Origin of the sequence: Leifsonia sp. 563, assembly GCF_040545055.1 — a bacterium.
In the GTDB taxonomy this organism is placed as follows: domain Bacteria; phylum Actinomycetota; class Actinomycetes; order Actinomycetales; family Microbacteriaceae; genus Leifsonia.
Map to the genome: position 1 here is coordinate 1 of NZ_JBEPLE010000001.1, position 16,098 is coordinate 16,098.

Annotated in this window: 16 protein-coding genes; 7 read left to right on the forward strand and 9 right to left on the reverse strand. The window is 71.4% G+C overall.

All coding sequences use genetic code 11. The features are described from left to right. Window positions 1-370: 370 nt before the first annotated feature. The 5 genes from ABIC47_RS00005 to pdxR all read right to left on the reverse strand — a co-directional run bounded on the left by ABIC47_RS00005 (window position 371) and on the right by pdxR (window position 6,059). The gene (locus ABIC47_RS00005; RefSeq protein WP_354476198.1) at window positions 371-2,440 is read right to left on the reverse strand and encodes a family 43 glycosylhydrolase; all 2,070 of its coding nucleotides are present in this window, start codon (window positions 2,438-2,440) and stop codon (window positions 371-373) included. 246 nt (window positions 2,441-2,686) lie between these two features. Beyond that, on the reverse strand, window positions 2,687-2,956 hold the full coding sequence (gene rpsO / locus ABIC47_RS00010; protein ID WP_018190446.1) for a 30S ribosomal protein S15: 270 nt from the start codon (window positions 2,954-2,956) through the stop codon (window positions 2,687-2,689). 133 nt (window positions 2,957-3,089) lie between these two features. Continuing rightward, window positions 3,090-3,857 carry a VOC family protein gene (locus ABIC47_RS00015; RefSeq protein ID WP_354476200.1) on the reverse strand — a complete coding sequence of 256 codons (768 nt, stop codon included), beginning with the start codon at window positions 3,855-3,857 and terminating at the stop codon, window positions 3,090-3,092. Between the two features lie 71 nt (window positions 3,858-3,928). After that, a complete protein-coding gene (locus tag ABIC47_RS00020; protein ID WP_354476202.1) occupies window positions 3,929-4,525 on the reverse strand; it encodes an acyl-CoA-like ligand-binding transcription factor in 597 nt (198 codons plus the stop codon). Between the two features lie 7 nt (window positions 4,526-4,532). Then, window positions 4,533-6,059, reverse strand: coding sequence for a MocR-like pyridoxine biosynthesis transcription factor PdxR (pdxR, locus tag ABIC47_RS00025; RefSeq protein WP_502910222.1), 1,527 nt, complete (start codon window positions 6,057-6,059; stop codon window positions 4,533-4,535). A gap of 41 nt (window positions 6,060-6,100) precedes the next feature. Here pdxR and ABIC47_RS00030 point away from each other — a divergent pair, with 41 nt between their 5' ends. Next, window positions 6,101-6,541: a carboxymuconolactone decarboxylase family protein gene (locus tag ABIC47_RS00030; RefSeq protein WP_020075156.1), complete on the forward strand. Its 441-nt coding sequence runs from the start codon at window positions 6,101-6,103 to the stop codon at window positions 6,539-6,541. 233 nt (window positions 6,542-6,774) lie between these two features. Here ABIC47_RS00030 and ABIC47_RS00035 read toward each other — a convergent pair whose 3' ends face one another. Both ABIC47_RS00035 and ABIC47_RS00040 read right to left on the reverse strand, forming a co-directional pair. After that, window positions 6,775-7,149 (reverse strand): FKBP-type peptidyl-prolyl cis-trans isomerase, encoded by a 375-nt coding sequence (locus ABIC47_RS00035; RefSeq protein ID WP_018190441.1) that lies wholly within the window; start codon window positions 7,147-7,149, stop codon window positions 6,775-6,777. 192 nt (window positions 7,150-7,341) lie between these two features. Beyond that, window positions 7,342-8,739 (reverse strand): FAD-binding oxidoreductase, encoded by a 1,398-nt coding sequence (locus ABIC47_RS00040; RefSeq protein WP_354476207.1) that lies wholly within the window; start codon window positions 8,737-8,739, stop codon window positions 7,342-7,344. A gap of 65 nt (window positions 8,740-8,804) precedes the next feature. On the opposite strand from ABIC47_RS00040, the gene ABIC47_RS00045 reads away from it, so the two are divergent. The 6 genes from ABIC47_RS00045 (at window position 8,805) to ABIC47_RS00070 (ending at window position 13,796) form a co-directional block, all read left to right on the forward strand. After that, entirely contained in the window at window positions 8,805-10,409 is a 1,605-nt protein-coding gene (locus ABIC47_RS00045) for an AlkA N-terminal domain-containing protein (protein WP_354478670.1), read from the forward strand. Window positions 10,410-10,465: 56 nt separating this feature from the next. Next, a complete protein-coding gene (locus tag ABIC47_RS00050; RefSeq protein ID WP_354476209.1) occupies window positions 10,466-11,230 on the forward strand; it encodes a glycosyltransferase family 2 protein in 765 nt (254 codons plus the stop codon). A 17-nt stretch (window positions 11,231-11,247) separates the two neighbouring features. Continuing rightward, the gene (locus ABIC47_RS00055; RefSeq protein WP_354476211.1) at window positions 11,248-12,123 is read left to right on the forward strand and encodes a fumarylacetoacetate hydrolase family protein; all 876 of its coding nucleotides are present in this window, start codon (window positions 11,248-11,250) and stop codon (window positions 12,121-12,123) included. A gap of 31 nt (window positions 12,124-12,154) precedes the next feature. After that, a complete protein-coding gene (locus ABIC47_RS00060; RefSeq protein ID WP_020075160.1) occupies window positions 12,155-13,072 on the forward strand; it encodes an alpha/beta fold hydrolase in 918 nt (305 codons plus the stop codon). A 112-nt stretch (window positions 13,073-13,184) separates the two neighbouring features. Continuing rightward, on the forward strand, window positions 13,185-13,397 hold the full coding sequence (locus tag ABIC47_RS00065) for a hypothetical protein (RefSeq protein ID WP_018190435.1): 213 nt from the start codon (window positions 13,185-13,187) through the stop codon (window positions 13,395-13,397). Between the two features lie 114 nt (window positions 13,398-13,511). Further along, window positions 13,512-13,796, forward strand: a complete 285-nt coding sequence (locus tag ABIC47_RS00070; protein ID WP_354476213.1) for a hypothetical protein — start codon at window positions 13,512-13,514, stop codon at window positions 13,794-13,796. Window positions 13,797-13,948: 152 nt separating this feature from the next. On the opposite strand, the gene ABIC47_RS00075 is transcribed toward ABIC47_RS00070, so the two are convergent. Together ABIC47_RS00075 and ABIC47_RS00080 are read right to left on the reverse strand one after the other, a co-directional pair. Next, window positions 13,949-14,314, reverse strand: a complete 366-nt coding sequence (locus tag ABIC47_RS00075) for an ABC transporter substrate-binding protein (RefSeq protein WP_354476215.1) — start codon at window positions 14,312-14,314, stop codon at window positions 13,949-13,951. Window positions 14,315-14,433: 119 nt separating this feature from the next. Further along, the gene (locus tag ABIC47_RS00080) at window positions 14,434-15,999 is read right to left on the reverse strand and encodes an aspartate ammonia-lyase (RefSeq protein ID WP_089875291.1); all 1,566 of its coding nucleotides are present in this window, start codon (window positions 15,997-15,999) and stop codon (window positions 14,434-14,436) included. Window positions 16,000-16,098: the final 99 nt, after the last annotated feature.

The following is a 16,098-nucleotide window of genomic DNA, read 5'->3' on the forward strand; positions in this document are numbered from 1 at the left end:
GGGCCCCCCCCCCCCCCCCCCCCCGGCCCCCCCCCCCCCCCGCCGAGCCCCCCCCCTCCGCTCGGCGCCCTGGGGGCGCTCCCCCCCCCAAACACCCCCCACCCCCCACGAATCCCGTCGCAGGAGGGCGGGACGCGATTCGGCACGAATCCCGTCGCAGGAGAGTGGGACGCCGCCGGAGATTTGGCGCAAATCTCGGTTATGCGAGAGCCATAGCGATGATTTGGCGCAAATCGTGCGGGGAAGGCACCCCTTGCCGGACGGCGGCGAGCGCGGGAGAGTCGGTGCATGAGCCACCGAGACGACCGCGCCGACCAGCTGACGACCGCCCCCGCCGCCGACGAGAGCGACGCCGACCCGCGGATCGAGGTCAGCGAAGGCTCGGAGGGCCGTCGCCGGATCGACGTGCGCGACGACGCGAAGGTCCGGCCGGGAGCGGACCCCGAGCACCGCTGAATCGCACAGTGACGCCCGCGGCCACGAGCAACGCCGCGAGTCCCGGGATCCAGGGCTCCCCCGTCGACCCGCTCGCGGCGAGCTCCGCCGTCGGGTGCGTCGCCGAGCCAGGCCCGACCGTCGCAGCCCCGCCGCCACCCGGCGCAGCCGCGGCCGGATCCACCCCGTACACCCGCACATAGTCGAACGTCGTCGTGAACCCTCCCGCCGCCATCGACACCAGCCCGAGCCGGGGAGGCGTCGCCTGCAGCGGTGTCGTCCAGGCGCCCGCCTCGTCCCACGTCGCACCGTCGTCCACGCTGGTGGATGCGGTGTAGACGTTCTCGGTCGCGGTGTGCGTCCTGCTCAGCCGCAGAACGGTCGCCTCCGCCACCGGGCCGCCGACGGCGTTTCCGTACGTGGGATACCCCGGACCTTCCGCCGTCTCCCGCTTGCCGAACTCGGTCTGCCGGGTCTCCCAGATCGACGTGACCGAGAGCTTCACGAAATTCGCGTCGTCCTGGTGGATGACCAGGCCGCCCTGCGCGTAGTTCTGGCAGCATCCCTCGCTCGGCACGGTGCTCGACACGCGCGTCTCGACGACGTAGTCACCGCTCGGCAGCGGCCGGAGGGGAAGGCCGGCGGCTCCCGGGTCGGGGCCGAGATCGGCCGCCTGGGTGTCCCAGTGCAACGCGCCACCAGAGAGGGATCGCGTCGCCGCGCCCGGGTCGCGCTCCCACGTCCAGGCGGGGTCCATCTCCGCACCGTCGAACTCGTCCGAATACCCGGAGAGGAGCGTTCCCCGGCTGAGCGGGGCGACGAACGTCGGCGCATACGCCGCCGGATCATCCGCCGTCACCACAGGAGCGGGCTGTGGGGAATCCGATGCCCCCGCCCCGCCCCGCACCACCGGCCAGCCGTCCTTCCAGTCGAGCGCATCCATCAGCACCGGGCGCTTGGTGTACGTGCCGCCGCCCGCGACGTACGGGTCCGTGCGGTCGACCGCGTGGTACAGCATCCAGCGCTGGCCTGCCGCATCGACCGCGCTGGTGACGTGGCCCGTGCCGATCCAGCGGTTGCCGTTCTGGTGCAGCACCGGGGTGCCGCCGACGCGCGGGTCGAGCAGCAGTGCGCCGGTCCGGTCCTCGAACGGACCGGTAGGCGACGTCGAGCGTCCCGCGAACACGCCGTATCCCGTCAGCGGCCCCGAGCAGCAGTTGGTCGCCGAGCCGAGCAGGTAGAACCAGCCGTCGTGCTCGATGACGTGAGTACCCTCGTACCGGTTCGGGATGGCGACCTGCACTTGGCTGGCCGGGTCCGAGTGCAGACCATCGGCCGAGAGCTTCCGCACCGAGAGTCCGCCGTAGTAGCTGCCGAAGTATAGGTAGTGCTCTCCTCCGACGGTGATCAACTCCGGGTCGAACACCCACCTCCGGTCGGCCGGGTCCGCGCTCCCGGGCGCCGGCATCGGCTCCACCACCGGCCCGCCCGAGTCGACCCAGGGCCCGGTGGGGCTGTCGCTGGTGGCGACACCGATCGCTGAGCCGCCACCGGGCGCCACGGTGTTCGTCGCCGTGTAATACAGGAGGTACCGGCCGCCGGCGTACGCGACGTCCGGCGCCCACATGTCGCCGTCGCCGATCCAGGCGGGCTTGGTGGGCAGCGCCTCGCCGACGAACGACCAGTGCACGAGGTCGGCGGAGCGGTAGGTCGGGATGCTCGAGAAGACGAGCGAGCCGTCAGGGTTGCGCAGCGACGAGTCGATGACGTCGCGCGTGCAGTACAGGTACCACGCCGGATCGGCCGGATCCTCCGACCGGATGACGTCCGGGTCGGCGCACTGCTCGGCGAGCTTTCCGCCGCCCAGGTCGAGGGGCAGCGGGTTGCTATAGGTCGCGGTCGCAGCGGCGGCGGGATGTGCGGGAACTGCGGCGAGCACACCCACGCCGAAAGCCAGCGCTGTAAGCGTCGCGAGGATGGGCAGAGACAGTCGGCGCGGGATCACAACTCTCCTTTGAGACGGAACGTGCGCCCAACGCTACAGCGCTGTAAACGATCCGCCAAGAGCATGAAAGCACCACAGCGGGCATGGGGAGATTTGGCGCAAATCGTGGTTATGGACGCGCCATAACCGAGATTTGGCGCAAATCGTGATCAGTCGGGCAACGCAGAACGGGCCGCCACCCGAAGGTGACGGCCCGTCCGTAAGAAGTTCGCGGTGTCTATCGAAGACGCCGGCTTCCGGCTGCGGTTATCGACGCAGACCGAGGCGCTCGATCAGCGAGCGGTAACGGTTGATGTCGATGTCCGAGAGGTAGCCGAGGAGGCGGCGACGCTGACCGACCAGCAGAAGCAGGCCACGACGCGAGTGGTGGTCGTGCTTGTGCTCCTTGAGGTGCTCGGTGAGATCCTTGATCCGCTTGGTCAGGATCGCGACCTGGACCTCGGGGGATCCGGTGTCACCGGGGTGGGTTGCGTACTCTTCGATGATCGCCTTCTTGGTGTCTGCATCCAGCGCCATAGAGGGATCCCCTTTCTGCTCGTTGCGCGGTGCCCGGGGCCTGATGCCTGGGCTCTCTTGATCCGCGGCCGTTAGACGGCAACTGGAAGAGTCTACCAGAGCATCCGGGGCGCTCCCGCCCCGCGGCCACCGCTCAGGACGGCTCCGGCTCCGGCTCGAGGAGCGCGAATCCGGCACCCTGGGGGTCGACGATCTCGGCCCACCGGCCGACACCGCGAGCGGAGAGCGGCTCGGTGCGCAGCGTCCCGCCGAGCTCCGTCGCGCGCACGATCGCCGCATCCAGGTCGGCCACATTGAAGTACACCAGCCAGTGGGCGGGCTCGGCGCCGTCGGACCGGTACGCGCCCGCCACGCTCGTCTCGCCGACGTCGAACAGCCCGTAGGGTTCCTCCCCCACGCGCATCTCGCTGATGCCGACGCCGAGGACCGACTCGTAGAACGGGAAGGTCGATGCGGGGTCGGCGGCCACCACCTCCAGCCAGTCCACCGCGCCGGGCTCGTCGCGCAGCCACGGATCGCCCTGGTCCTTCCGCTGCCACAGTCCGAAGACGGCGCCGGCCGGATCGGCGACGATGGCGAGCCGGATGCCGGCGACCGGTTCCCCAGGCTCCAGCAGCACCGTTCCTCCCGCGCCTGTCACGGCCTCCGCCGCAGCGGTCAGGTCGTCGACGGAGAAGTAGACCGTCCAGCTCGTCGGGACGTCATCCGACGGCAGCGGTCCGAGCGCGGCGACGGGGACGCCGCGAGCGCTGGCCAGCGCGAAACCGTTGGAGTCGGCCGACGGCGCCGACACCTCCCATCCGAACAGCGACCGGTAGTACGTGGCGGCGGCGGGCTGGTCCGGGCTCTGGAGGTCGACCCAGACCGGCGTGCCCTGCGGGAATGCGTCTTCGATCGGCATGCGCTCACGCTACTCGCCGCCGAGCAGCACGGCGAGAGTCAGACCGGACCGACGCGAACAGCCGGATGCGCTCAGACGCCCCGCAGCACCTGGTCCATGGCCGCCACCACCACCGGGCCGGGCGGTCCGTCGTCGTGGCGCGCCCACCAGACGAGCGCCGAGAAGTCGGCCGACCCGATGGCGTCGGCGAGCACCTGGACGCGCAGTCCCTCCGGATCAGCCCCGAGCCGGCGGGCCAGGAAATCGACGAGGATGCCACGGTTCGCCGCCATCGCCGTCAGGCCGAACCCGACCAGGGCGGGATGCGTCCCCATGAGCGCCATCCGCCGGCGGGTGGCCTCCTCCGCTTCGGGGCTCAGCGTCAGGGAATCAGTCACCGCGCGGGCCAGCACATCCCGCAGGGGCTCGTCGTCCCCGGCGGCGTCGAGCACGTCGTGCATGCGCCCGACCACCGGCTCGATGCCGCCCCACACCAGCGCCGGCTTGCTCGGGAAGTAGCGGAACAGCGTCCGCCGCCCGATCCCGGCCAGCCGGGCGATGTCGTCCATCGTCGTCTGCTCGTACCCGTGCTCGTCGAAGTGCCGCAGGGCGAGCAGCGCCACCCGCTCGGGGTCGACGTTGGCCGGCCGTCCGCGACGGCGGGGCGCTGGCGCATCCGGCGAGGTCATCCTCCGATCATGGCATTGCTTCGCTCGGCGTCGACGCCCGCACGCGCTCGACGGCCTGCGCGAGCGTGCGTAGGCCGTCCGGGATCTGCTCCACCGGGATGCCGCCGAAGCCGAGCAGGAGGCCGTCCGGTCCGTCTCCGAGGCGGAACCGGGAGACCGGCTGCACGGCCACGCCGGCCACCGCGGCCCGCTCGGCGACCCGGCGCCCATCGATGTCGCCGTCGGCCCCGTCGGCGAGCAGCGCGAGGTGCAGCCCGGCGACCGACGGCACCAACCGGAAGTCCGGCAGCAGCTCCCCCGCCGCGCGGACGAGCGCGTCGTGCCGCTGCTCGTAGACGCGGGTCGCAGACCGCAGGTGCCGTGCGAAACCGCCGGAGTCGATGAAGCGCGCCATGGCCCGCTGCGTGACGACGTCGTTGTGCCAGTCGCTCAGCCGCTTGGCGTGCCGCAGCGCAGGCAGGAGGCTCGGCGGCGCGACCACGAAACCCAGCCGGAGTGACGGGGCCATCGTCTTCGAGAACGTGCCGACGTACACGACCCGCCCATCGGCATCCAGTCGATGGAGCGGGTCGAGCGGCCGCGCGCCGAACCGGTACTCGCTGTCGTAGTCGTCCTCGATGACGACCGCGTCGTTGCGCGCGGCCCACTCCAGCAGGGCGACCCGCCGTTCGAGCGGAAGCACCCCGCCGAGCGGGAATTGATGCGACGGCGTCACGTACAGCAGCCGCGCCCGGGGCAGCAGGTCGACGCGGAGGCCGAACTCATCCACCGGGACCGGCAGCACCCGCGCGCCCGTCGTCTCGAACAGCTGCCGGACGGGCGGGTAGCCGGGATCCTCGACGAGGACGGTGTCGCCCGGGGTCAGCAGCACGCGGGCCAGCAGGTCGAACGCTTGCTGGGCGCCGTTGGTCACCAGCACGTCGTCGGGGGCGGCGTCCACCGAGCGCGCGAGGCCGAGGTGTCGCGCGATCCCCTCGCGCAGCCGGTCGACCCCGGCCGGGTCGGCGTACAGGGTCGAGCGGGCGAAGCCGCCGCGGAGCTCTGCCGTGACGTAGTGTCGCCACGTCTCCAGAGGGAAGAGAGCAGGATCGGGCGCGCCGACGCTGAAGTCGTAGGCGATCGGGCGCGGCTCGGTCCACAGCGGGTCGTCGAGGTCTGCCCAGGTCGCGTTCGGATGCGCGGCGCCGCGTCGGGTGTCCACGGCGGCGGGACGCCGTTCCGCGCCTCCCCGTCCCCTCGGTGGCGCGCCGGTGTAGGCGACGAATGTGCCCGCGCCGACCCGCGCGGCGAGGTAGCCCTCCGCTGTCAGCCGCTCGTACGCCGTCGAGACGGTCGACCGCGAGACCTGCAGCCGGTCGGCGAGCTCGCGCGTCGCCGGCAGCCGCTCACCCCGGCGCAGCCGCCCATCCACCACGGCGTCGCGCAGCTGGCGGTAGATGCGGTCGGCGCGGTCGCCTCGATCGCCGATGGCGACATGCAGGTCCAGGATGCCCTCCGAGCCTCGACGAATGGCCTGATCGGAATCGATCGAAATGGATCTTACCTGCAGCCAATCGCGTTCCTAGCGTGGAGGACATGACAGAACGCATCCAACTCCCCACCATCGTGCCCGAGGGCTACCGGAAGGTCATCAACCTCGACGGCTATGTCGGCGGCAAGGTCGAGGAGCCGCTCGGCGACCTCATCAAGCTCCGCGCCTCGCAGATCAACGGCTGCACCTACTGCGTCGACATGCACTCGGTCGACCTGCAGGGACGCGGCGTGCCGCTCCGCAAGGTCTTCGCGGTCTCCGCCTGGCGCGAGTCGCCGTGGTTCACGGACCGCGAGCGCGTCGCGCTGGAGCTCACCGAGGCCGTGACGCTCATCCACGAGGACGGCGTGCCGGACGAGCTGTACCAGCGGGCGCTGAACGAGTTCGGCGAGGAAGGCCTGGCGAACGTGCTGCTGGCCATCGCGACCATCAACATCTGGAACCGCATCGCCATCCCGACCCGGATGCAGCCGCCCGCACTGTAGGCCGCTGTCCCTCGGGGTGCGGTCCCACCCGGTGCCGTCCCACCCGCGCCCGCTGACCGGAAAGGGAGGACATTCCGCCCCTCCGCCCGGCGAATCGCCTCCGTTCGCGGCATCCTGCGGCGTGCCGGCGGCGGATCTCCTCCGTTTCCGACGCGCACGGCACGGGACACCGCAAACGACGAAGCGCTCCCCCGGCCGTGCCGAGGGAGCGCTTCGTTCGTCGGGTGATCCGTTCAGCTGACGCCGAGCAGGTCGATCACGAAGATCAGGGTCTTGCCCGACAGCGGGTGACCGCCGCCGGCCGGGCCGTAGGCGAGCGCCGGCGGGACGGTGAGCTTGCGGCGACCGCCGACCTTCATGCCGGGGATGCCCTCCTGCCAGCCCTTGATGAGGTTGTTCAGCGGGAAGTTGATCGACTGACCACGGCTCCAGGAGGAGTCGAACTCCTCGCCGGTCTCGTACTCGACGCCGAGGTAGTGCACGTCGACCTTCGCGCCGGGGGTGGCCTCGGGGCCGGTGCCCTCGACGATGTCGACGATCTCGAGGGTCTCGGGAGCCGGTCCCTCGGGGGCGTCGACTTCCGGCTTCTGGTTGGTGTTCTCTGCCATGCCTCCCATCCAACCGGTGCCGGGGTGCGGCGTCAAAGCGCGTTCGCTCACCGCGCAGCCGCGATCGGGGGTTGCGCTCGCCGCGCGCCGGGGGCATCCTTGACGCATAACTCGATCCCCCGGGAGCGCTGCAGGCATCGCCGCACCACCGGGGGTCGAGTCTGTTAAGGCCTCGTGCGGGTCCTCAACGTGTCAGGCGCCGCCGAAGACCTTGCCCGGGTTCAGGATGCCGAGAGGGTCGAACACGGACTTCAGCTTCACCTGCAGCTCGTAGGAGTCCGATCCGACCTCGTCCGCGAGCCAGCGCCGCTTGAGCACGCCGACGCCGTGCTCGCCGGTGAGGGTGCCGCCGAGGGCGATGGCGGTCCGGAACAGGTCGTTCGCCGCATCCCACACGGCGTCGGGCACCGTGTCGCCGGTGTAGACGAAGTTGGGGTGCAGGTTGCCGTCGCCGGCGTGGGCGACGGTCGGGATGGGGATGCCGTACCGCTCGGAGATCCGCTCGATCGCGGCGAACATCTCCGGCATCCGTGAGCGCGGCACTGCGACGTCCTCGATGAGCACCTCGCCGGAGGAGGCCAGCGCCGGGTGGAACGCGCGGCGCAGCGCGAGCAGGCGCTCCCCCTCGTCCACATCCGCGGCGACCCGGACGGTTCCGCCGGTGTCGGTCAGCAGCCCACCGGCGGCGGCCGCGTCCTCCGCCGCCGTCGCGCCGTCGAACTGGACGAGGAGGTAGGCCGATCCGCCGGTCGCACCGAATGCGTCCTCGATGGTCTCCGGGCCGAGGTAGGCGGAGATGCGTTCGAGCGCCGGCGCGTCGAGCAGCTCCATCACGGCCGGACGCAGTCGAGCCGCCGTGATCCGGGCGGAGGCCTGAGCCGCCGCGGTCACATCCGGGAAGAGCGCACCGAGGGTGACCGGCTCCCCGGGCGGGATCGGCTGAACACGGACGGTGGCGCCCACGATGACGCCCAGCGTCCCTTCCGAGCCCACGAACAGGGCGGTCAGGTCGTAGCCGGTGACGCCCTTCACGGTGCGGTGCCCGGTGCGCAGGAGGCGTCCATCCGCGAGCACCACCTCCAGCCCGAGGACGGCCTCGCGCGTGACGCCGTACTTCGCGCACAGCAGCCCGCCGGCGTTGGTCGCGATGTTCCCGCCGACGGTGGAGATCGCCTTGCTCGCCGGGTCGGGCGCGAAGAAGAGGCCGTACGGCTCCAGCGCCGCGTTGAGGTCGCTGTTCACGACGCCGGGCTCGATGACGGCGAGCTGGTCGTCGGCCGAGATCTCGACGATGCGGTTCATCGCGGAGACGTCGAGGACGATGGATCCATCGGAGCCGTTCGCGCCGCCCGCCAGGCCGGTGCCCGCACCCCGCGGCACGACCGGGACGCGGAACTCGCTCGCCGCCCGCAGCGTCGCCTGCACGTGCGCCACCGATCGCGCGGTCACGATCGCGAGCGGGCGGCCCTCGGCAACCCATCCCGAGCGGTCGGTACGGGCGGCGTCAAGGAGTGCGGGGTCGGTCGTCAGCACGCCGGCGTCGGCGGCCTCCTCGCCGAGAGCGGCCGCGAGCCAGTCGAGTACGTCCATGCCTCCCAGGCTAGCGATCGGGACGGCGAGTCGGCCGCGCGGTCATGTCCGATTTCCGCTATCGGATGTCGGCGGCGGGTGTCACGCTGGTGGACATGAGCACGCTGCAGCATCCCCCGTCCGTCGCGACAACCGGCCCGGCGACGGGCGCTGCCGGCACCGGCTCCGACGGCCCGCTCGCCGACCCGGTGTTCGCCGAGCGCTACCGGGCGATGAGCGCCAAGGATGCGCGTTTCGACGGACAGTTCATCACCGGCGTGCACACCACCGGCATCTACTGCCGCCCGAGCTGCCCGGCGGTGACGCCGAAGCCCGGCAACGTCACCTTCTATCTGACGGCGGCGGCCGCACACGAGGCGGGGCTCCGCGCCTGCAAGCGCTGCCTCCCGGACGCCGTGCCCGGTTCACCGGAATGGAACGTCCGCGACGACCTCGCCGCCCGCGCCATGCGGCTCATCGCCGACGGCACGGTGGAGCGGGAGGGCGTCCCCGGCCTCGCGCGCCGGCTCGGCTACACCCCGCGGCACCTGAACCGCGTGCTCACCGCCGAGCTCGGTGCCGGCCCGCTCGCGCTCGCCCGCGCCCACCGTGCGCAGACCGCGCGCCTACTCCTCACCGGCAGCGACCTGCCGATCACCGACGTGGCCTTCGCCGCCGGCTTCAGCAGCCTCCGTCAGTTCAACGAGACCATGGCCGAGGTCTACCGGTTGACGCCCGGCGCCATCCGGACCGCCGCCCGCCGCTCCCCCGCCGCCGCGCACCGCGAGCCCGGCACGGTGACGCTGAGCCTGCGGCTTCCCGCCCGCGCACCGTTCGACGGCGCGTCGGTGCTCGGCTTCCTCGCGGCCCGCGCGATCGACGGGATGGAGATCGCCGGTGCGGACGCGAGCCAGGGCGGCGTCGGGTACGCCCGGGCTCTCCGGCTCCCCCACGGCCCGGCGGTGGTGCGACTGACCCTCACCGGCACGCCCGAATCCCCCGCCGTCCAGTGCGACGCCTCCCTCGCCGACGTCGCCGACCTGGCGCCCCTCGTCGCGCGCGTGCGCCGTCTGCTCGACCTCGACGCGGATGCCGAGGCGATCGACGCGGCGCTGGCCACCGATCCCGCACTCGCGCCCAGCGTCGCGGCATCGCCCGGGCTCCGCGTGCCCGGGGCGGTGGACGCGGAGGAGATCGTCTTCCGCGCGCTCATCGGTCAGCAGGTGTCGGTCGCCGCAGCCCGCACCGCGCTGACCCGGCTCACCGACGCGCTCGGCGAGCCCATCGACCTCCCGGTGCCCGGCGGCGGCACCCTCACCCGACTCTTCCCCACTGCCGCCGCGATCGCCGAGCGCGGGCGGGAGGTGCTCCGCGGGCCGTCCCGCCGGATCGACGCGATCGTCGGTGCCGCCGCGGCGCTGGCCGACGGTCGCCTCAGCATCGACGTCGGCGAGTCGCGCGACGACCTCGAACGCCGACTGATGGAACTGCCGGGCATCGGGCCGTGGACAGCCGGATACGTCGCCCTGCGGGTGCTGGGCAGCCCGGACATCCTGCTCACCGGCGATCTGGCGCTCCGGCAGGGTGCCGCGCGACTCGGCCTCCCGGGGGATGCGCGCGGGCTCGCGGAGTACGGCGCACGCTGGGCGCCGTGGCGCAGCTACGCCGGGCTGCACCTGTGGCGGGCATAGCGAACGAAGCCCCGCCGTGCAGGCCTCGCTCCGCCAGGCAGGCCTAGGATCGGAACGTGCCCTCCCTGTCCGTCGTCATCCCGGCCCTCGATGACGCCGAGATGCTCGCCCGCTGCCTGGACGACCTCGCCGCGCAGCTCCGACCCGCGGACGAGATCATCGTGGTGGACAACGGCAGCAGCGACGGCACCGCCGACGTCGCACGCGCGGCAGGCGCCCGCGTCGTCGAGCAGTCGCAGCGCGGGATCTGGCCCGCCGCATCCACCGGCTACGACGCCGCGACCGGCGACATCATCGCGCGGCTGGATGCCGACTCGCGCCCGCCGGCCGATTGGCTGCTCCACATCGAGGCCGAACTGGTCGACGCCCCGGAGGTCGGCGTGCTCACCGGCCGCGGCGTGTTCTACGACGGCAACACGGTCGTCGCCGGTCTCGGGCAGGTGCTCTACATCGGCGGCTACTTCTGGTCGATGGGGCTCTGGCTCGGGAACCCGCCCATCTTCGGCTCCAACTTCGCCATGCGCCGCGAGGTGTGGCTGGATGTGCGCGACCGCGTCCACCGCGACCGTGGCGACATCCACGACGACCTGGACCTCGCCTTCCACTTGAGCCTCGACACCGTCGTCCGGTACGACGAGCGGCTCACCGTCGGGATCTCGGCGCGCCCGTTCTCCACCTGGCGCGGCTTCGGGCGGCGGCTGCGCTGGGCGTATACGACGCTCAGCATGCACCTTCCGGACCAGTCGCCCTGGCGGCGTCGCATCGCCCGCCGCCGGCTGGCGCACGACAGGGAGCGGGACGCGCCGGGCGCGGTCGCCTGAACCGATAGCCTGGATCGGTGAGATTCTCGCACCTCAGCAACGCCGCAGATCCCGGGCCCCGCCTGGCCGCCGTCATCGGAGACGGAGCCCTCTTCCTCGACGAAGTGATGGCCCGGCCGCCGCGGGACCTGCAGGAGCTCATCGAACGGGGCGACGACGGCCTCGCCGAGGTGCGCGCGGCGGTCGCCGAGGCGGAAGACGCCGGTCGCGAGCTGCCACCGGTGCACGAGCTGCGCCACGCCTCCGCCGTGCTCCGCCCGCCGCACGTGATCGCGATCGGCGCGAACTACGCCGCGCACGCCTCCGAGCTGAAGCTGCGGAGCGAGAAGGCTGCGACCGTCTTCAACCTCTGGCCGAACTCCCTGGCCGGGCACGGCGGCACCACCACCTGGCCGGCCGACCTCTCCACCCAGGTGGACTACGAGGCCGAACTGGGGGTCGTGATCGGCCGCCCCGCGCGGAACGTCTCCGTGCAGGACGCCCTCGACTACGTCTGGGGCTACACCGTGGTCAACGACATCACCGCCCGCGACCTGCAGTTCTCGGAGGCGCAGTGGTCGCGCTGCAAGTCGTTCGACGGCTTCACCCCCACCGGGCCCGTGGTCGTCACGGCGGACGAGATCCCCGACCCGCAGGACCTCTGGCTGACCACCAACGTCGACGGTGCGATCCTGCAGGATGCTTCGACCGCCGACATGGTCCGCAGCGTCCCGGAGCTGATCGAGTTCCTCTCCCGCTCCGCCACCATCCCGCCGGGAACCCTGATCTCCACCGGGAGCCCGGGCGGCGCGGGGTACTCGCGCACCCCTCCCGTCTTCCTCCGCGACCGGTCCACCGTCACGGTCTCCATCGGCGGGATCGGCTACCTCACCACGTACTGCCGCGTCACCTGACCCACCGGGCGCGCCGTGGTGCGTTAGCGTAATGGCTGTGTCCATCGGAGAGAGGCGTCCGGTCACGGGCGGGGACGACGAGGCTGCGCGCCTCGATGCCGCGCTGCCCGATATCGACTGGTCGGTCGCGCCCGTCGGCACGGTGTTCTCGCGCTTCCGCGCCCCCAGTGGCGAGCTGGCGGTCGCAGCGCTGGGCGATCCCGCCGATCCCCGCGTCGTCCTCATCCCCGGGGTGACCGGCTCCAAGGAGGACTTCTACCTGCTGGCGCCCATCCTCGTCGCGGCCGGCTACTACGTGCAGAGCTTCGACCTGGCCGGGCAATACGAATCGGCGGACGCGGGCCCCGTGCCCGGCGGCCACTACACCTACGGACTGCTCGTGGCCGACGTCGTCGCGTTCCTGCGCGACGGCGGTCCGGCGCACGTCCTCGGCTACTCGTTCGCGGGGATCCTGTCGCAGCTGGCGCTGGTGGAGCATCCCGAGCTGTTCCGGTCGCTCACCCTCCTGACGGCGCCGCCCGAGCCCGGGCAGTCGTTCCGCGGCGTTCGGATCATCGGGGTGCTCAGCTGGTTCGCGACGCCCCACATCGGCGCGAGCCTCATGATCTGGGGCATCACGACGAACAAGAACAAGGTGTCCGACAGCCGGCTGGCGTTCGTGCGGTCGCGGTTCGCGCTCACCCGCCGCTCCAGCGTCGACGACATCGTCGGGCTGATGAAGCGGGTACCGGATGTGCGCGCGCGCGTCGCCGCCAGCGGCATCCCGCTCCTCGTCGTCACAGGTGATCACGACCTCTGGCCGACCCACCTGCACGCCGCGAACGCGAAGGCCCTCGGCGCCCACCTCGCCGTCTACCGCACCGGGCACAGCCCCTGCGAGACCGCCCCGCACCAGCTGGGCCGCGACATGATCGCCCTCTTCCGCGAGGCCGAGGCGCGCGAGCGCTGAGCGATCCCGCCTCGCCGGGTGCCCGAAAAGCCTAGACCCCACATTTGGGGGTAGTGACTTCTCTCTGCGCTGGGCGACGATGAGAGGGCAGCGAGGGGGACGGTATGGATAAATGTCTGAAGACGACTTCCTTCACCCGCCGCACGCGCCGCGGCTCCGCGAACACGTCGGCATGATCCGTTGGCAGCGCGTCGGCGACGGTGAGTGGTCGATGGAGACCGCTCGCGGCCAGTATGTCGGCGGCAACAGCAAGGTCTGGCGGGTCCGCCTCTACGACGGCATCGAGCTCGAGTACGACCTCGACGAGTGGGCGCCCTTCAACTGACTCTCTTCCGGTGCCGTCCGCCCGGCCGCACATCGGCCCCGCGGACGGCACCGATTTCTTCTCCCCTCCGACGGGGGAATCGACCTGAGCGGCCGCACAGCCTAGGGTCGCAGCATGATCCCCGACGAAGCGGACGGATGGATGCTCACCTGCGTCCTGGTCGCCCGCGACGGCAGCGAGACCACCCTCTCGGTGCCCTCCCTCTCCCGAACGCCGCCCAGCCGCATCCGCCGACCCTCCCAGCTCGGAGGCGCCGCCGTCGTCGATGTCTACGCGTTCTCCGCGCTCCGCGGCACTCCACCCTGCGCGGTGTACGGCTTCGAATGCACCGTGCCGCTGAGCACGGACGAGCTCCCGGCGGACGATCCTCCGGCCGCCGGTCCCGCGCCGTCCGACTGACGGGAGTCGGAGAAGGTCGGGTGCCGGCACTCGGCGCAGCGAGATTCCCCGGTGCCGGCACCCTTGTCGTCATGTCGGGCATAACGACCTCTATACAGGCTTGTGCTCACCATGCCCGGGTCGGGGGCGAAAAGCCTAGACACCAATGTCCGCTATTGATTGCGCGTCTGTGTCTCCGTTCCAGCGCGCCCGTCCGGGACCACGCCCCGAGCGGTGTAGCGGAGCCTCCGCACCCCCTGCAGCGGACCGGACCCTACGGCCGCCTGCATGTGCAGGAAGAACAGGGTGAAGGACCGGTCGACGCTGTCGGTGCCGGAGAGCCCGTGCAGAGCCGCGTCGTCGGCCACCAGGCGGGCGTTGGCGAGCAGCGCATCCTCCTCCACCCGCACCTCCACGATCCGGAGGTCCGGGGTCAGCACCTGCAGCAGCAATGCGCCGGCATCCACGACGTGGACGCCCGGCACCCGTTCCAGCGACCGCAGGAAGCGGTCCACGATCCGTCTCTCGCCTCGCGGCATCCGTCGCTCCTTCCGGCGGAGCCGCGTCGACCCGCTGGGCCAGCGGGAAGGCGAGCATCCGTCCACTGGAGTAGACGAACAAGTCTGCGTTCGATGACGGAGCTGACGAGCCCCGGCTCTCACTCGGTATCGGAGCGTGCCTCGCGGATGGCGTCCGCCTGGATCACCGGGATGGCCGTCGTGACGACTTCCAGGCCGCTCAGACGGGCGGGCGACAACAGCCGGGTGACCTCCTCGCGGCTCATCAGCTTCGCCTCGACGACGAGGTCGGCGACGTTGCGGCCGGTCAGCAGCGCCGACTTGGCGAGGGCGGCGGAGGCGGCGTAGCCGATGTGCGGGGTGAGCGCGGTGATCACACCGACGGACGAACCGACCATCGCACCGAGGCGCTCCTCGTTCGCCGTGATGCCGTCCACGCAGTTGATGCGGAGGGTGCGGAACGCCTGCGCCATCCACGTGATGCTCTGCAGCAGGGAGTGCGCGATGACCGGCTCGAAGGCGTTGAGCTGCAGCTGGCCGCCCTCGGCCGCCATGGTGACCGTCACGTCCGCGCCGGCGACCGAGAAGGCCACCTGGTTGACGACCTCGGGGATGACGGGGTTGACCTTGCCGGGCATGATGCTGGAGCCGGCCTGGCGGGCCGGGAGGTTGATCTCGCCGAGACCCGCCTGGGGTCCGGAGGAGAGCAGGCGGAGGTCGTTGCAGATCTTCGAGAGCTTGATCGCGCTGCGCTTCAGCGAGCCGGAGAACGACATGAACGCGCCGGCGTCGCTTGTGGACTCGATGAGGTCGGGAGCGGTCTCGAGGTTCAGGCCGGTGATGACGTTCAGGTGACGGACGGCGGCGGCGGCGTAGCCCGGATCCGCGGTGATGCCCGTGCCGATCGCGGTCGCACCGAGGTTGATCTCGGCGAGCAGCCACTTCGTCTCGGTCAGGCGCGCGTGGTCCTCCGTCAGCGTGGTGGCGAAGCCGTGGAACTCCTGGCCCAGGGTCATGGGCACGGCATCCTGCAGCTGCGTCCGGCCGACCTTCAGGATGTTGCGGAACTCGGCCGCCTTGGCCGCGAACGAGTCCCGCAGCAGCGCGAGCTCGTCGAGCAGGTGCCCGAGCGCGAACGTGAGGCCGATCTTGATGGCGGTCGGGTACGTGTCGTTCGTGCTCTGACTGCGGTTGACGTCGTCGATCGGGTGCAGGTGGGAGTAGTCGCCCTTCTCGTGCCCGTCGAGCTCGAGGGCGATGTTGGCGATGACCTCGTTCGCGTTCATGTTCGTCGAGGTTCCAGCGCCGCCCTGCATCACGCCGACCACGAACTGGTCGTGGTACCGGCCGTCGATGATGAGCTGGCAGGCGCGGTCGATCAGCTCGGCCTTGTGCGCCTCCAGCACCCCGATCTCGGCATTGGCGCGTGCTGCGGCCTGCTTGACGCTGGCCAGGGCGACGATGAGGTCCGGGTAGACGGAGATCGGGCGCTTGGCGATCGGGAAGTTCTCCAGCGCGCGCGAGGTGTGGATGCCCCAGTACGCGTCGGCCGGGATCTCGCGGCTGCCGAGCGAATCGGTCTCGATGCGGGTCGGGCGCCCCTCCGCGCTGGGGGTCGGGACGTCGGAGACGTTCTCGGACGCGTCGGTGACGACGAGTCCGGACGGGGTGACGACGGGGATGGGGGCTGTCTTCGACTCGTCCATGGTTGCTGTCGGGTTCACGGTTGGCACCGTTGCCTCTCGTTGTGCGTTGGCATGTCTTTCGGGCGCCGGACGTTCGTGGCCTCCGGCAGTGCCGAGCCT

What these genes read in the sequence shown, in the direction of transcription:
- ABIC47_RS00070 (WP_354476213.1), top strand. Translation starts at nt 13,512, where the DNA reads ATGATCCCCGACGAAGCGGACGGATGGATGCTCACCTGCGTCCTGGTC.
- ABIC47_RS00045 (WP_354478670.1), top strand. Translation starts at nt 8,805, where the DNA reads ATGTCGGCGGCGGGTGTCACGCTGGTGGACATGAGCACGCTGCAGCAT.
- ABIC47_RS00075 (WP_354476215.1), bottom strand. Translation starts at nt 14,314, where the DNA reads ATGCCGCGAGGCGAGAGACGGATCGTGGACCGCTTCCTGCGGTCGCTG.
- ABIC47_RS00030 (WP_020075156.1), top strand. Translation starts at nt 6,101, where the DNA reads ATGACAGAACGCATCCAACTCCCCACCATCGTGCCCGAGGGCTACCGG.
- rpsO (WP_018190446.1), bottom strand. Translation starts at nt 2,956, where the DNA reads ATGGCGCTGGATGCAGACACCAAGAAGGCGATCATCGAAGAGTACGCA.
- ABIC47_RS00065 (WP_018190435.1), top strand. Translation starts at nt 13,185, where the DNA reads ATGTCTGAAGACGACTTCCTTCACCCGCCGCACGCGCCGCGGCTCCGC.
- ABIC47_RS00020 (WP_354476202.1), bottom strand. Translation starts at nt 4,525, where the DNA reads ATGACCTCGCCGGATGCGCCAGCGCCCCGCCGTCGCGGACGGCCGGCC.
- ABIC47_RS00060 (WP_020075160.1), top strand. Translation starts at nt 12,155, where the DNA reads ATGGCTGTGTCCATCGGAGAGAGGCGTCCGGTCACGGGCGGGGACGAC.
- ABIC47_RS00080 (WP_089875291.1), bottom strand. Translation starts at nt 15,999, where the DNA reads ATGGACGAGTCGAAGACAGCCCCCATCCCCGTCGTCACCCCGTCCGGA.
- ABIC47_RS00040 (WP_354476207.1), bottom strand. Translation starts at nt 8,739, where the DNA reads ATGGACGTACTCGACTGGCTCGCGGCCGCTCTCGGCGAGGAGGCCGCC.
- ABIC47_RS00015 (WP_354476200.1), bottom strand. Translation starts at nt 3,857, where the DNA reads ATGCCGATCGAAGACGCATTCCCGCAGGGCACGCCGGTCTGGGTCGAC.
- ABIC47_RS00035 (WP_018190441.1), bottom strand. Translation starts at nt 7,149, where the DNA reads ATGGCAGAGAACACCAACCAGAAGCCGGAAGTCGACGCCCCCGAGGGA.